This is a genomic window from Streptomyces sp. JH14 (assembly GCF_029428675.1).
GTDB lineage: Bacteria > Actinomycetota > Actinomycetes > Streptomycetales > Streptomycetaceae > Streptomyces.
Genome location: NZ_JAJNEL010000001.1, coordinates 214,374 through 228,919, shown reverse-complemented (window position 1 = coordinate 228,919; position 14,546 = coordinate 214,374). Strand labels below are relative to the sequence as shown.

Sequence of the window (14,546 nt, the reverse complement as noted above, 5' to 3'; positions counted from 1 at the left end):
GCTCAGGCCGCCAGCGTGTGGTCCACGCGGCGGCTGACGCGGCTCGCCAGGGCGAGCGGCGCGACGGAGCAGAGGACACCGGCGAGCAGCGCCGTCCACCAGAGCACGGCCGGGCCGAGGGCCGTGTAGAGAGTGACGCCCAGGGTGAGGGCGGCGAACCGGGACACCCCCCAGGTCCACTGGAACGCCCCCTGGTAGCGGCCGCGCGCGTGGGCCGGGGCGAGGTTGGCGACGATGGCCGAGGCGATCCCGGACACGCACGCCTCGCCCACGGACCAGACGACCACCGACAGCGTGTAGCCCACGACACTGTCCGCGACACCCGTGAGCGCCACACCCACCGCGATCAGAACGCTGCCCGCGGCGAGGACCGGAATCTGGGGCAGCCTGGCGAGCCGGGCTGTCGCGAACGGCTGGACGACCACCACGAGTACCGCGTTGACCGCCGCCATCGCCCCGTAAGCCGCGGGGGAGAGCGCACTGTCATGGATGGCGAGCGGCAGAGCGACCTCGGTCAGCGAGTAGACGAAGAGCTGGACGCCGAACAGCGGGAGCAGCGCGAGCATCAGCCGGTCATGCAGCACGACGCCGTATCCGACGCCGTCGCGCGCGCCGGCCCGGCCCTTCGTACGCGGGGTCTCGCTCACCCGGGTGGCGACGACGGCGGCGTACACCAGCATGGTCCCGGCGTCGACCGCGAAGAGGAGCCAGTAGCCGTGTGCGGCGAGGAAGCCGCCGAGGACGCCTGCCGCCGCCGCACCGATGTTGATGCCCCAGCCGAACAGGGCGTACGCACGCCGTCGTCGCTCCGCGTCCACGGAGTCGGCCATCAGCGCGTACACGGCCGGGCTGATCATCGCGCCGGTCGCGCTGAGCAGCAGTGCGGCGCCGGCCATCGTCAGTACGCCTGGTGCCAGGAAGAGCGCCCCCTGCGCTGCGGATGCGCCGAGAAGCCCGATGAGCATCGTCGGGCGGCGGCCGATCCGGTCGGCCAGCAGCCCGCCGATCGCCGGTCCGAGCAGGTTGCCCGCCCCCAGGGCGCCGAGGACGTACGAGGTCTGGGGGCCGGTGACGCCGCGTGCGGCCAGGAAGAACACCAGGAACGGAGTGACGAGATAGCCGAGCCGGTTGACGATCGTGCCGGCGAAGAGGGTCCAGACCGTGGGCGGCAGACCGCGAAAGGTGGAGAACATGCGAGGAGCGTGCGGCCCGACCGCCATGCAGGGCCATTGATTAAGCTGGGACCGAATCCGACGAGCGGTCGGCTCGGGAATTTCCGGACGGGCGGGGGCACATGGAGTCGGAACTGAGCTTCTCCACCGCGGACCTGGCGCAGACCCGGTTCGCCATCTCCCCGATGTGGGAGGTCGTCACGAGCTTCAGACTGCTGCGGGCCGAGGCCGAGCCGCTGCTGCACCGGCGCTGGGCCGCACAGGTGCGGCCCAGACTCCTGGAGGCGGGGCTCGACCGCGGTTGGCTCGCCGAACTGATTCCGGCCGGCGGCTACCTCGCGGACTTCCTCAACCCGACACCCCCCGCCCCGTTCCCGGAACTCGACGGCGAGCGGGAGGCGATCCGGCGGACGACTCCCGAGCGGGTACGGACCGATCTCGAACGGCTCGGCGCCGAGCGGGACATCAGCGGGTCCGCGCGGCTCAGGCTGCTGGGTGAAGCCCCGGAAGCAGCGCTGGAGAAGGTGGCCGCGGAGATCGAGACGTACTGGGAGCTGGCGCTCGCGCCCTACTGGGCCCGGATCCGCCGGGTGCTCGAAGCCGATGTGTTCCGCCGGGCCCGGCAGGTGGCCGAGCTCGGGGCCGCTCAGGTTCTTAACGAGCTGCACGAGTCGGTGCGTTGGGACGAGAGCAGCCTGCGTATGGTCCGCCGGCACTGCAGTCTGACCCGCGACGACACGGGCGCCGGGCTGCTGCTGGTGCCTTCCGTGTTCGCCTGGCCGCGGGTGCTGACCCGCTCGGTGGCGCCGGACCCGCCCCAACTCGCCTATCCGGCACGGGGTATCGGCACCCTCTGGGAGCCGCGGAGCCCGGTTGCCGCCGAGGCGGTCGCCGCCGTCCTGGGCCGCTCCCGCACCCTGCTCCTCGCCGAGCTCGACATTCCGGCCTCGACCACCGCGCTCGCCCAGCGCTCGGGACTGTCCGCGGCCGGGGTCTCCCAGCACCTCACCGCCCTGCGGAACGCGGGCCTGGTCACCGCTCACCGGGCAGGACGCTCGGTCCTCTACGCACGCACGTCCGTCGCGGACGCGCTGCTGACGCCTGCCGGAAGCTGATCGAGCCCCGTCTGCCGACGCTCCGTCTCAGGCCGGCGGCGGCAGTTCGCCGGAACCGCGGGCGATGAGGGACGTCGGCAGTTCCACCCGTGCCGGGGCGTCGTCCGCACCGTCCAGTCGGCGGAAGAGGTGTTCGGCCGCCGTCCGGCCCACCGCCGCGGCGTCCTGGGAGATGACCGTGATGCCCAGGAGATCGGCGAGTTCGATGTCGTCGAAGCCCACCAGGGCGACCGGGCGTTCGCGGTTCGCCAGCACACGGACCGCCGTGACCGTCACACGGTTGTTGCCGGCGAACAGGGCGGTGACGGGTTCCGGGCCGGAGAGCATCGCCTCGGCGGCCGCGGCGACTCGCTCCGGGTCGGTCGAGCCGAGAGACACCCAGGAGTCAGGGACCGTGATTCCGGCGTCCACCATCGCGGCGTGATAGCCGCGCAACCGCTCGGTGGCGGTGTGGATGCGCGGCTGGTCACCGATGAAGCCGATCCTGCGGTGGCCGTGCGCGATCAGATGGGCGACCCCCTCGCGGGCGCCGCCGAAGCTGTCGGAGAGGACGATGTCGGCGTCGATCCGGCCCGCCGGGCGGTCCACGAAGACGGTCGCGATGCCCGCCTTTATCTCGGGTTCCAGATAGCGGTGGTCGTCGCCGGCCGGGATCACGATCAGCCCGTCCACCCGGCGGGCGCACAGCGCGAGCACGAGTTCCTGCTCGCGCTCCGGGTCCTCGGCGCTCGACCCGTTGATGAGCAGGGCGCCGTGTGCGCGGGCGACCTCCTCCACGGCGCGGCTGAGCGGGCCGTAGAACGGGTCGGCCAGATCCTCCAGGACCAGGCCGATGGAGGCGGTACGGCCCTTGCGCAGCACGCGCGCGCTGTCGTTGCGGCGGAAACCGAGGGCCTCGATCGCCTCCTGCACCCGGCGCTCCGTGTCCGGGGTGACGCCGGGCTCGCTGTTGACCACGCGGGAGACCGTCTTGAGGCCCACCCCGGCGCGGGCCGCCACGTCTTTCATGGTCGGCCGGTTGCCGTATCGGGGCTCGGAGTGACGGGCGGTCTCGGCCACGGTGCGCGTTCCTGTCGTCGGGTGCGGGCTGTCCGTACGGCCCGCAGGCGGGTGCTGCGGAACAGCCCGGAAGCTGTGGCGTCGAGCATAGGCCCTGGACAACGTTGTCAGGGGAATGGAGACTATGCAGACCATTCAGTGAAGATGCAGGTCCCGCCCCTCACCCATCCGGAGCCCACACCGATGCATACCGACCTCGTCGCCGCGCTCGACATCGGCGGCACCAAGATCGCCGGCGCCGTGGTCGACGGATCCGGTGCTCTTCTCGTACGGGCGCAGCGGCCGACGCCCGCCAGGGAGAGCGGCGAGACCGTGATGGGTGCGGTGGCGGACGTGCTGGCCGAGCTGACCGCGTCGCCGCTGTGGGGCCGGGTGACCGCCGTCGGTATCGGCAGCGCGGGACCGGTGGACGCATCGGCGGGGACGGTCAGCCCGGTCAATGTCCCCGGCTGGCGGGACTTCCCGCTGGTGGAGCGGGTACGGAGGGCCGTCGGCGGGTTGCCCGTCGAGTTGGTCGGCGACGGGGTCGCGATGACCGCGGCCGAGCACTGGCTCGGTGCGGCCCGTGGCTACGACAACGCGCTGTGCCTGGTCGTGTCGACCGGGGTGGGCGGCGGCCTGGTCCTCGGCGGCAAGCTGCACACCGGCCCCACGGGGAACGCCGGTCACATCGGTCATATCAGCGTGGATCTGGACGGCGACGCGTGCCCGTGCGGTTCGCGCGGCTGTGTCGAGCGGATCGCCAGCGGCCCCAACATCGCGCGACGCGCCCTCCAGGGGGGCTGGCAGCCGGGCCCGGACGGCGACACCACGGCTGCCGCCGTGGCCGCCGCCGCCCGGGCCGGCCATCCGGTCGCCCTCGCCTCGTTCGAGCGCGCCGCCCAGGCGCTGGCCGCCGGAATCGCCGCCACCGCCACCCTCGTCGAGATCGACATCGCCGTGATCGGCGGGGGAGTGGCCGGCGCGGGTGACGTCCTCTTCACCCCACTGCGCCGCGCCCTGCGCAGCTACGCCACGCTCTCCTTCGTCCAGCACCTCACGGTGGCCCCTGCGGTGATGGGCAATGACGCCGGCCTGGTGGGTGCCGCGGCCGCTGCCTCGGTGGTCAGGCCGGGCGGGGCGCCGGCCGCGGCGGCGCTGAGCGGCTGAACGGGGTCCGTCAGCCTTGGCAGGGGCGGTCGCGACGGCGTGGCGGCGAGGGGAGACGGGGTGAATCACCATCGGCTCATCTCCGACCTCCTCTGGACCGGCCGGGACGGACTCGGCCTGCGACGTCGGCGGCCGGCACTGCTCCTTCCGTAGGGGCGGCCGTGGTGCGATCAGGCCGCGGGGTGAAGAAGCTGCGGGTCAGCCGCGGGATCGGCACCGCCGTCACGCCCGCGATCGCCGCGACGGCGACAACCGGCCGACCCGGTGCCACCGGCAACCCGGCCACCGTGGCGCCGAGCAGGACGAACACGTCGAGAGCCGCCGAAGCCTTCGACGCCGGGCGGTTCCGATGGCCGAGCGTCTCGGCGAGTCGGCAGGTGGTGATCCATAGGCGCTCCTGAGGCCTGACTTCTCAAGACAGAGTCGGTCCCACGTGCCCCATCGGCATCATCGATGTCGTATCCGACCCGTCCTACAGGCCTAGAGATCACGCCGTGGCCGCGGACGCTGGGCGGCGCGACCCGCGGTCGTGGCATAGCGGACCGCGAACACCGTGGTGTCGTCGGCCAGTTGGCCGCCGGTGTGCCGCAGCGTCGCGTCCCGGATCAGCTGGACCAGTCGCACCGGCTCCGCCACGCCGGGATCGTCGGCCAGCGCCGCGGCGATATGCTCGCGCAGCGGAAAGAACGTGCCGTCGGCGTCGCGTGCCTCCGTCACTCCATCGGTGAACAGCAGCAGTGTCTCGTCGAGCGCGAGGGATGCGTGTTGCAGCTGCGGCGGTACGCCTGTCAGATCGCCCATACCGACCGGCAGCCCGTCGCCGGGCGGGAGCTCGCGCACACCACAAGGGCCCACCACCAGTGGGGGGTCATGGCCGAAATTGACGACATGGATGCCCCTGCTGAAGTCGGGGGGTCCGTACCGAGGGTTGGAACTCTTGTGCGGGTCCGTGTCCTGGGCCGACGGCGGGAAGCCGACCAGGACCGCTGTGGCGAAACGCTCGCTGTCGAGCCAGGTGTCGGCTCCGGCGACATCATCCTCGGCCTGCGCAGCGTAGTATCCGGCGTTCGCTGCGCCCAACGTGTGGTCCTGGTAGTACCGGCTGTCGTACGCGGGGTCGAACGTGCTGTCGTACGGGTTGTCGTGCGTGCCGTCGTATGCACCCCTGCGGTCACGGGCCGCCTGGATCCGCGCCATGTGGGAGCGGTGGCGGCGTATGCGGATCTCCAGCCGCTCGGCGACGGTGGCAAGGTCCGGTTCGTGGTAGCCGGACTCGCGGAAGGTGCCGAGCAGCACGGATGCCACGGCGACCGCACCCAGGCCCTTGCCCTGGACATCACCGAGCACGATACGCGGGCCGTACGGACTCGGCTGGATGTCGTAGAAGTCGCCGCCGACGCGTGCCGCGCTGTCTGCCGGTAGATAGACGGCGGCGTGGTCGAGGCCGTACCAGCGGGACGGCAATGGACGCAGCACAGTGCGCCGGGTCGTCTCGACGACGTCCTGCATGTGCCGCAGGCGTCGATCGGCGCGGACGCGGACGCAACACGCCGCCGTGGCCAGTATGCCGCTCAACGCGACGAGGATGAGGCCCGGCAGACCCACCTGGTACTCGAGAGGCCGGGCGTAGTCGACCAGCAGGTACGTGATCAGGGCGAGGAGGCTGTAGATCGCGGTGATCCGCACGCCGCATATCGCCGCGGCCACCGCCGGCACGAGGACGACCCAGGACACGCTCCGAAAGTCCCCGACCGTGTTCCAGTCGACGAGGCAGATCATGGCGAGGAGGACGAGCGGCGGTATCCAGGCGACGCTGTGGCCGTGGACGTGGAGGGATGAACTCCGGTCCCGGATTCCCAGCATCTCGAACCTGCGCATCGCCTGTCTGCCCTTCAGCATGGGACCGGGATCCAGGCGCGCGGCTGGGTGCTGCTGTCGAGTTCGTCCCCGAAAGGGAGGGTCAAGGCGTCGACGCCGAAGCGGCCAGGACTGTCGGAGTCGTTCAGCAGTTGGTTGCTCGCGATGCAGGGGTGTCGGCGCGTTCGACGGGGCCGGTCGCGATGGCCGGAGCGTCCGCGGTTCGGCCCGTGCCGCTGACCGCGCGGTGGAAGGGCGAGGACGTCGCGGTGGGCGAGTGTCTCGCCGAGACAGCCGGCGGGGAAGCCGACTGCTTTCATGGCCGTCGCCGTCACAGCTGGTACGGGGGCCTGGCCGGTGCTGCCGCACGTGACGCGCCGGCCGCAGGTTACCGCCTGGGAGGGGACGCCGTTGCCCACCATGTCGATGGCACCGAACAGGACGATCTCCATGCACGGCTCCTGTTGCGTTCCTGTCGCCCACTGGGCCTGCGTCCCGAAACGCGGGCTGCTTACCGCGGCGCCTTTCATCAAGCCAAACATGGTGGAGTGCTGCACGCATCCGGGGTGTCCGGGCGGTTGTCAGACGGTTCTCCGGGATCGTGCAGCGGATCCCGCGCTCGCGCAGGTGGATGCGGCGCCGGGTGCCGTCTCGCCGTCAACGCCGGAACAGCCCGTACACCGTCCAGACGCCGACCGGATCAACGCAAGCCGACGGCAATCCGGGCGCACCGGTGCGGGTCGCCGGCGAGCCCGGCTGAACCCACAGTGACATCGCTGCCACGACGGTTTTCAAGATTCCGTGCTTTCCCCCTACACGGCATCCCCCGTCCTTGTGCGAGGGGCGGCCGGGCGTGATGGAGCCGGTTCCGGTGCTGCGGCGGCTTCGCGGACCGCGATCGTTCGGACGATGAGGGGCTGTGCGATGGCGAGGACGAGGCAGGCGGCCGCCATGCCGATCCACAGGGGAGTCGTCCCGGCATGCTCGAGAATCTGGGTGCCCGCGAGGGGTGCTGCAGTCGCGGCGATTCCCCAGCTGGTTCCGAAGGCGGCCATGTATCGACCGGTCCCGCCGGGGGGTGCGAGGTCGGCTACGACGGCATAAACCCGGCCCATCAGGAGCAAATCGCCAAGGCTCCAGCAGGTGGTCGATGCCAGGAACGCCCCCAGGGTGTGGTCTATGGCGTAACTGCCCAGGCCGGTGGCCAGCAAGAGGTATCCGGCAGTCAGTGCTCCGGGTACGGACAGTGCGGTGATCCACTTCAGGCGCAGCAGTGGTTGGCCGGCCACGATGGCCACGGCGGAGGTGGTGAACAGCATTCCTGCGTCCGCGGGTTGAAGACCTTGCTGGGTAACGGCCAGCGGCAGGGTGACCATGACCTGGAGATAGATCAGGGCGAACAAGGTCCCGGAAAGGAACATCGCAAGCAGCGCTCGGTCGTGCCACGGTTTGATGTCGATGGCCCTGTCCGCGGTGAGGGCCGGGGCGTTGGGCTGGTTGGCGGGCAGGACGAAGTGCACGACGGTCGCGCAGGCGAGGCATGTCAGGGCGTCGGCAACGAAGAGCCATCGAAGGTCCCAGCGCCCGAGGCCGGCAGCGATGAGGCCGGCGCCCATGCCCGCTGCGGCCAATGAGGCGTTCAGCAGGCTGTAAGCGCGTTCGCGTTCGGAGGATCCCACGGCGTCAGCGATCATTGCCTGGCTCGGTGGCTCGTAGAGCTCGAAGACGAGTCCGAGCAGTACGGCGCAGCTTGCGACCGTCGCCAAGGTGTCCGCAGCGGCGATCCCGAGCTGTGCGACGGCGCTGCCGGTCAGGCCCAGCACGATGGTGCGACGGCGTCCCAGACGGTCGGCCAAACGTCCGCCGGCCAGGCGCGAGGGAATCGTGGCGAGACCGAACGCGGCGGCAATGAGGCCGGCCGTGGCGACGCTCGCGCCATACTCCGTGCTGATCAGCACGGTGAGGAAGGACGGGGAGAACGCTCCGAGTCGGTTGATCGCTCTTGCTGCGATGAGCAGCCACACGGCACGTGGTAGCCGTTGCCCACTGACCAGGAATCGCACACAGACCCCGTTCGTCACTGATGAATCGGATAATGTCGGTGACGAAAACTAGAGCCAGAAGGAGTGACTGGTCAAGTGATGTACGACAGTCACGTGGGAGCGCTGCTGGACGTGGCGGTCTCACTCGTCAATGTGCTGACCGATGGCATGCAGCGCGGTAAGCCCTACACCGCACCGAGCGACAAGCTCGCAGTCGCGGTCAGTACCGCACTGCCTCCCGGCAGCACCGACCCCGCCGACATCGAGGAGGATCAGGCCGCCTATCTCGCCCACTCGGCTCGGCAGATGCGGGCTGTGTTCGAAGCCGTGGACGAAGGGCTGATCGACGATGCCGCCAGCGCACTCAACGCGCTCCTGTCGTCCACTGGAGCGCGACCGCAACTGGACCGCGTTGACGGCGAACCCTGGCAACTCCATTTCCACGGCGCGAACGATTCCCTCGCAGTGGGATGGAGCGCTGGATGCGCAACCGCGCTCGCTCTGGCCATCGGAAGCGACCATGCCGGCCGACTCGGCGTCTGCCAGGCAGCCCAGTGCGATCGCGTCTACGTCGACAGCTCCCGAAACGCCGCCCGACAGTTTTGCTCGACCACGTGTCAGAACCGTGTCAAGGCAGCAGCGTTCCGTGCGCGCCAGGCCGGCAAGAGTGAATCAGGGGCACCCTGACATCACCGGATGACATCAACGGCTGTGTACGGCGACGAACTTGATCGGGGGTGGGGTCTGCTCAGGGCCGTGTGCGTCGGGAACTGTTCCTGAGGGACAGCCCGGGCCCGAGGCGGGGTTGGTGCACATGTCGGCTGTGCTTCTGGCGTTTTCGGTCTGCGAGGAGTGGCGTTTCCGTACGCTGAGATTGCGGTACAAGCAGACCCGCAGGCCAAGGAGTTGGGATGAGCGCGGAGATCGTTCAGTTTGTGGGGCAGGCGGGCCCGTACCTGACAGCAGCCCTGGGGGCCTATGGCGCAGGAGTGTTGACCCGGACCGAGAACGCTGCGGTCGACGCGACCGCAAACGTGGGGCGGCGCATACTGCAGTCGGTGTGGCGTCGTCGGGGCGAGCAGGGGCGTGCCGAACTGGAGGCGGCTGTGCAGGACGCGGCCGAGGCAACCGACGATGAGGACGCAGCCGCAGCACTGCGGCAACAGCTCAGGCGTGCGGTACGCGAGGACGCCGAGTTGCTGCGGGAACTGACCGAGTTGCTGCCGGCTGCCGGTGGGCCGGTGACAGTGACCGCGTCGGGTGAGCGCTCCATCGCGGCCCAGACGATCGGTACCGCGGTCACCGGTGACAACGCCACGCTCAGGCCGTGAGCAGTGACGACCCGGCTGCGGCAAGCGGGCCACAGGCCTCGGGCCCGCGATCGGTCGCGGCCGCCGGCAGCATCGAAGTAGCGATCACGGGTGACGGCGCCCGGGTTGTGATGCTGCCGCCGGAGGCGGTGCGCTGGGCGCGTGAGGTGAGCGCGCCGCCGGGGGCAGCGAATCTGCCGGGATCGGCGTCCGGGGTGTTCGTGGGCCGGGACCAGGAGCTGAAACGCCTACGGGGGCTGCTGGCCCGGGGCGGTGAGGCCGCGGTGACTCAAGCGCCCTCGGGGACGCACGCCATCCACGGGCTGGGCGGGATCGGTAAGAGCTCTCTCGCGCTGCACTATGCCTATGAGTACCGGTCGAAGTACACGCTGGTGTGGTGGATCACTGCTGAGTCCACCGAACAGATCGTTACGAGTCTGGCCGCGCTGGCAATGAGGCTCTGCCCGCAATGGGCGGCAGCGGTGGGCGTGGAGGACCGCGCAGCATGGGCGATCGTCTGGCTCCAATGGCATCCGGGCTGGCTGCTGATCTTCGACAACGTTGAGGACCCGACGGACCTGCGCCACTACCTCGGCGCGCTGGCGGACGGCCATCACCTGGCCACCAGCCGCAAGGCAACCGGCTGGCACACCATCGCCCCGACCATGAGTTTGGGTCTGATGGACCCGGACGCGTCAGCAGACCTGCTCTGCACGCTCGCCCTCGGACAAGGACAGTCCCCGACCCCGGAACAGCGACGCCAGGCCGATGATCTGGCGGCCGAGCTCGGGTATCTGCCGTTGGCGCTGGAGCAAGTGGGAGCCTACCTGTACCAGACCGGAACCGATCTGGGCCTATACCGTCAGTTGCTGGGACGCGTCCTCGACAGGACAGCTGACGGCACCGCCCCGGAACGCACGATCGCCCGCATCTGGCTCCATACCCTGACCGCGGTCGAAGGCCGTGACCCGCTGGCCCTCAAGCTGCTGCACACGATCGCATGGCTGGCCCCTGATGACATCCCCCGGAGTCTCCTCGCTCCGCTGGCCACCGATCCCATCGCCCTGGGCGACGCGCTGGGCGTGCTCCACGCCTACAACATGATCGCCTTCGATGCCGACCGCCAAGCCATCACCGTGCATCGCCTGGTGCAGATGGTGCTGCGTACCCGCGCCACGGCTGATCCCAGCAGCGCCGCCCCGGGCCGGCAGGAGGCCGAACAGGTTCTGAAGCAGGCCATCCCCGAAGGGGACGAGGGTGCCACGGAGGCGAACACGCGGTGGGAGCGATTGCTCCCTCATATCTTCGCCCTGGCCGAATCCACATCGCTGAGCCGCCCTGCCTCACCCCAGAGCGTCGGCATTCACCGAGCTGCCGCGCAATATCTGTTCCGGCAGGGCCGCGATGCTCATTCCATCCCGCTTCGCACAGCTGTCCTTGCGCAGTCTGAGCAGGTGCTGGGTGACGCCGACCCCGCTACCCTCACCAGACGCAGCAGCCTGGCCAGCGCCTATAAATCGGCGGGGGATCTGGACCGGGCCATCGCGCTCTACGAGGCCACCCTCACCCAACAGGAGCGGGTACTGGGTGACACCCACCCCGACACCCTGAACAGCCGTACCAACCTGGCCGGGGCCTACGAGGCGGCGGGGGATCTGGAGCGGGCCATCGCGCTCTACGAGGCCACCCTCACCCAACAGGAGCGGGTACTGGGTGACACCCACCCCGACACCCTGATCAGCCGCAACAGTCTGGGCCTTGCCTACAACGCAGCGGGGGATCTGGAGCGGGCCATTTCGCTGCTCGAGTCCACCCTCGCCCAGCGCGAGCAGGAGTTGGGCGACGCCCACCGATTCACCTTGAACACCCGCAACAACCTCGCCCTCGCCTACATGGCGGCGGGGGATCTGGAGCGGGCCGTCCCGCTGTACGAGGCCACCCTCGCCCGGCGCGAGCGGGTACTGGGCGAGACCCACCCCGACGCCCTGACCAGCCGCAACAACCTCGCCCTTGCCTACGAGGCGGCGGGGGATCTGGAGCGCGCCATTCCGCTGCTCGAGTCCACTCTGGCTCAGCGCGAGCAGGTACTGGGTGCCACCCACCCTCATACGTTCACCAGCCGTGTCAACCTTGCGGGCGCCTACAAATCGGCGGGGGATCTTGAACGGGCCATCGCTCTCTGCGAGGCCACCCTTACCCAACAGGAGCGGGTACTGGGTGACACCCACCCCGACACCCTGATCAGTCGCAACAACCTCGCCCACGCCTACAACGCAGCGGGGGATCTGGAGCGGGCCATCGCGCTGTACGAGGCCACCCTCGCTCAGCGCGAGCGGGTACTGGGTGTCACCCACCCTCGTACGTTGACGAGCCGCAGCAACCTCGCCCTTGCCTATGAGGCGGCGGGGGATCTGGAACGCGCCATTCCGCTGTTCGAGGCCGCCCTTGTCCAGCGGGAGCGGGTACTGGGTGACACTCACCGCGACACCTTGACGAGCCGCAGCAACCTGGCCGGCGCTTACCGGGCGGCGGGGGATCTGGAGCGGGCCGTCCCGCTGTACGAGGCCACCCTGGCTCAGCGCGAGCGGGTACTGGGCGAGACTCACCCTCGTACGTTGACCAGCCGCAGCAACCTCGCCATCGCCTACGAGGATGCAGGGGATCTGGAGCACGCCATTCCGCTGTTCGAGGCCGCCCTTGTCCAGCGGGAGCGGGTACTGGGTGACACCCACCCCGACACCTTGACCAGCCGCGGCAACTTGGCCGGCGCTTACCGGGCGGCGGGGGATCTGGAGCGGGCCGTCCCGCTGTTCGAGTCCACCCTCGTCCAGCGCGAGCGGGTACTGGGCGAGACCCACCCCGACACCCTGGCCAGTCGCAACAGGCTCGCCCTTGCCTGCGAGGATGCAGGGGATCTGGAGCGGGCGATCGTGCTCTTCGAGGCCACCCTCGCTCAGCGCGAGCAGGTGCTCGGCGACACTCACCGCGACACCTTGACCAGCCGCGGCAACTTGGCCGGCGCGTACCGGGCGGCGGGGGATCTGGAGCGGGCCGTCCCGCTGTTCGAGTCCACCCTTGCTCAGCGCGAGCGGGTACTGGGCGAGACCCACCCTGACACCCTGGCCAGTCGCAACAACCTCGCCCACGCCTACAACGCAGCGGGGGATCTGGAGCGGGCCGTCCCGCTGTACGAGGCCACCCTGGCTCAGCGCGAGCGGGTACTGGGCGAGACTCACCCTCGTACGTTGACGAGCCGCAGCAACCTCGCCCTTGCCTATGAGGCGGCGGGGGATCTGGAGCGCGCCATTCCGCTGTTCGAGGCCGCCCTTGTCCAGCGGGAGCGGGTACTGGGTGACACTCACCGCGACACCTTGACCAGCCGCGGCAACTTGGCCGGCGCGTACCGGGCGGCGGGGGATCTGGAGCGGGCCGTCCCGCTGTTCGAGTCCACCCTCGTCCAGCGCGAGCGGGTACTGGGCGAGACCCACCCCGACACCCTGGCCAGTCGCAACAGGCTCGCCCTTGCCTGCGAGGATGCAGGGGATCTGGAGCGGGCGATCGTGCTGTACGAGGCCACCCTCGCCCAGCGCGAGCAGGTGCTCGGCGACACCCACCCCGACACCTTGACCAGCCGCGGCAATCTCGCCGGCGCTTACCGGGCGGCGGGGGATCTGGAGCGGGCCATCCCGCTGTACGAGGCCACCCTCGCCCAGCGGGAGCGGGTACTGGGTGACACTCACCGCGACACCTTGACCAGCCGCGGCAACTTGGCCGGCGCGTACCGGGCGGCGGGGGATCTGGAGCGGGCCGTCCCGCTGTACGAGGCCACCCTCGCCCAGCGCGAGCGGGTACTGGGCGAGACCCACCCTCGCACGTTGACCAGCCGCAGCAACCTTGCCATCGCCTACGAGGATGCAGGGGATCTGGAGCGGGCGATCGTGCTGTACGAGGCCACCCTCGCCCAGCGCGAGCAGGTGCTCGGCGACACCCACCCCGACACCTTGACCAGCCGCGGCAACCTGGCCGGCGTGTACCGGGCGGCGGGGGATCTAGGGCGTGCCGTCGCGCTGTTCGAGTCCACCCTCGCTCAGCGCGAGCGGGTACTGGGCGAGACCCACCCCGACACCTTGACCAGCCGCGGCAACCTGGCCGGCGCGTACCGGGCGGCGGGGGATCTGGAGCGGGCCGTCCCGCTGTACGAGGCCACCCTCGTCCAGCGGGAGCGGGTACTGGGCGAGACCCACCCTCGCACGTTGACCAGCCGCAGCAACCTTGCCATCGCCTACGAGGATGCAGGGGATCTGGAGCGGGCGATCGTGCTCTACGAGGCCACCCTCGCTCAGCGCGAGCAGGTGCTCGGCGAGACCCACCCCGACACCTTGACGAGCCGCAGCAATCTGGCCGGCGCGTACCGGGCGGCGGGGGATCTGGAGCGGGCCGTCCCGCTGTACGAGGCCACCCTCGCTCAGCGCGAGCGGGTACTGGGCGAGACCCACCCTCGTACGTTGACCAGCCGCAGCAACCTCGCTCGCGCCCGTAAAGCCGTCGAGACCGTACAGCAACCAGATACGGCAACCTCGGCAAACGCCCTTGGCCGTCAGTGCCCCTCAACTTCCTCCGAGCAACCGGAATGACCCCGGCAACCGTTACGCACAGAGCTGCGGATCAGAAGGCTTCTGACATCTACGGCTGACTTCAACGTCGCAGGACGGAGGCGTACACCAGCATCTCAGTCCGGCTGTCGGACCAGTCGACGGCAGCGGCCGGAGGGGGCTCGGATCGAACTCCTAACAGGTCATCTCGATAGGCGATCTCTGTGCGTTCCGGAGGGGACGATCAGCG

General features: G+C 70.0%; 11 protein-coding genes. 6 read left to right on the top strand and 5 right to left on the bottom strand.

All coding sequences use genetic code 11. The features are described 5' to 3' along the window. Positions 1 to 2: 2 nt before the first annotated feature. Complete coding sequence (locus LRD69_RS01025) at positions 3 to 1,193, bottom strand: MFS transporter (protein WP_277324636.1); 1,191 nt, start codon at positions 1,191 to 1,193, stop codon at positions 3 to 5. 101 nt (positions 1,194 to 1,294) lie between these two features. Here LRD69_RS01025 and LRD69_RS01020 point away from each other — a divergent pair, with 101 nt between their 5' ends. Further along, positions 1,295 to 2,287, top strand: a complete 993-nt coding sequence (locus tag LRD69_RS01020; protein ID WP_277324635.1) for a DUF5937 family protein — start codon at positions 1,295 to 1,297, stop codon at positions 2,285 to 2,287. Between the two features lie 27 nt (positions 2,288 to 2,314). Here LRD69_RS01020 and LRD69_RS01015 read toward each other — a convergent pair whose 3' ends face one another. Next, positions 2,315 to 3,346: a LacI family DNA-binding transcriptional regulator gene (locus LRD69_RS01015; protein ID WP_277324634.1), complete on the bottom strand. Its 1,032-nt coding sequence runs from the start codon at positions 3,344 to 3,346 to the stop codon at positions 2,315 to 2,317. A 183-nt stretch (positions 3,347 to 3,529) separates the two neighbouring features. Here LRD69_RS01015 and LRD69_RS01010 point away from each other — a divergent pair, with 183 nt between their 5' ends. Together LRD69_RS01010 and LRD69_RS01005 are read left to right on the top strand one after the other, a co-directional pair. Beyond that, positions 3,530 to 4,495 carry an ROK family protein gene (locus LRD69_RS01010; RefSeq protein ID WP_277324633.1) on the top strand — a complete coding sequence of 322 codons (966 nt, stop codon included), beginning with the start codon at positions 3,530 to 3,532 and terminating at the stop codon, positions 4,493 to 4,495. Between the two features lie 161 nt (positions 4,496 to 4,656). Next, positions 4,657 to 4,896, top strand: a complete 240-nt coding sequence (locus LRD69_RS01005; RefSeq protein ID WP_277324632.1) for a hypothetical protein — start codon at positions 4,657 to 4,659, stop codon at positions 4,894 to 4,896. Positions 4,897 to 4,975: 79 nt separating this feature from the next. On the opposite strand, the gene LRD69_RS01000 is transcribed toward LRD69_RS01005, so the two are convergent. The 3 genes from LRD69_RS01000 to LRD69_RS00990 all read right to left on the bottom strand — a co-directional run bounded on the left by LRD69_RS01000 (position 4,976) and on the right by LRD69_RS00990 (position 8,376). Beyond that, a complete protein-coding gene (locus tag LRD69_RS01000) occupies positions 4,976 to 6,358 on the bottom strand; it encodes a PP2C family protein-serine/threonine phosphatase (RefSeq protein ID WP_277329583.1) in 1,383 nt (460 codons plus the stop codon). Between the two features lie 29 nt (positions 6,359 to 6,387). Beyond that, positions 6,388 to 6,804 carry a hypothetical protein gene (locus LRD69_RS00995; protein WP_277324631.1) on the bottom strand — a complete coding sequence of 139 codons (417 nt, stop codon included), beginning with the start codon at positions 6,802 to 6,804 and terminating at the stop codon, positions 6,388 to 6,390. 360 nt (positions 6,805 to 7,164) lie between these two features. Further along, entirely contained in the window at positions 7,165 to 8,376 is a 1,212-nt protein-coding gene (locus LRD69_RS00990; RefSeq protein WP_277324630.1) for an MFS transporter, read from the bottom strand. 117 nt (positions 8,377 to 8,493) lie between these two features. Between LRD69_RS00990 and LRD69_RS00985 the strand changes: the two genes are divergently transcribed. The 3 genes from LRD69_RS00985 (at position 8,494) to LRD69_RS00975 (ending at position 14,338) form a co-directional block, all read left to right on the top strand. Continuing rightward, positions 8,494 to 9,081: a CGNR zinc finger domain-containing protein gene (locus LRD69_RS00985; RefSeq protein WP_277329582.1), complete on the top strand. Its 588-nt coding sequence runs from the start codon at positions 8,494 to 8,496 to the stop codon at positions 9,079 to 9,081. Between the two features lie 224 nt (positions 9,082 to 9,305). Beyond that, positions 9,306 to 9,725 (top strand): hypothetical protein, encoded by a 420-nt coding sequence (locus tag LRD69_RS00980; protein ID WP_277324629.1) that lies wholly within the window; start codon positions 9,306 to 9,308, stop codon positions 9,723 to 9,725. After that, a complete protein-coding gene (locus LRD69_RS00975) occupies positions 9,722 to 14,338 on the top strand; it encodes a tetratricopeptide repeat protein (protein ID WP_277324628.1) in 4,617 nt (1,538 codons plus the stop codon). The genes LRD69_RS00980 and LRD69_RS00975 overlap by 4 nt, the downstream gene beginning before the upstream one ends. Positions 14,339 to 14,546: the final 208 nt, after the last annotated feature.

Excerpts from the sequence above, each read along its gene's own strand:
- LRD69_RS01025 (WP_277324636.1), bottom strand. The coding sequence starts at position 1,193 with ATGTTCTCCACCTTTCGCGGTCTGCCGCCCACGGTCTGGACCCTCTTC.
- LRD69_RS01020 (WP_277324635.1), top strand. The coding sequence starts at position 1,295 with ATGGAGTCGGAACTGAGCTTCTCCACCGCGGACCTGGCGCAGACCCGG.
- LRD69_RS01010 (WP_277324633.1), top strand. The coding sequence starts at position 3,530 with ATGCATACCGACCTCGTCGCCGCGCTCGACATCGGCGGCACCAAGATC.
- LRD69_RS01000 (WP_277329583.1), bottom strand. The coding sequence starts at position 6,358 with ATGCTGGGAATCCGGGACCGGAGTTCATCCCTCCACGTCCACGGCCAC.
- LRD69_RS00995 (WP_277324631.1), bottom strand. The coding sequence starts at position 6,804 with ATGGAGATCGTCCTGTTCGGTGCCATCGACATGGTGGGCAACGGCGTC.
- LRD69_RS00985 (WP_277329582.1), top strand. The coding sequence starts at position 8,494 with ATGTACGACAGTCACGTGGGAGCGCTGCTGGACGTGGCGGTCTCACTC.
- LRD69_RS00980 (WP_277324629.1), top strand. The coding sequence starts at position 9,306 with ATGAGCGCGGAGATCGTTCAGTTTGTGGGGCAGGCGGGCCCGTACCTG.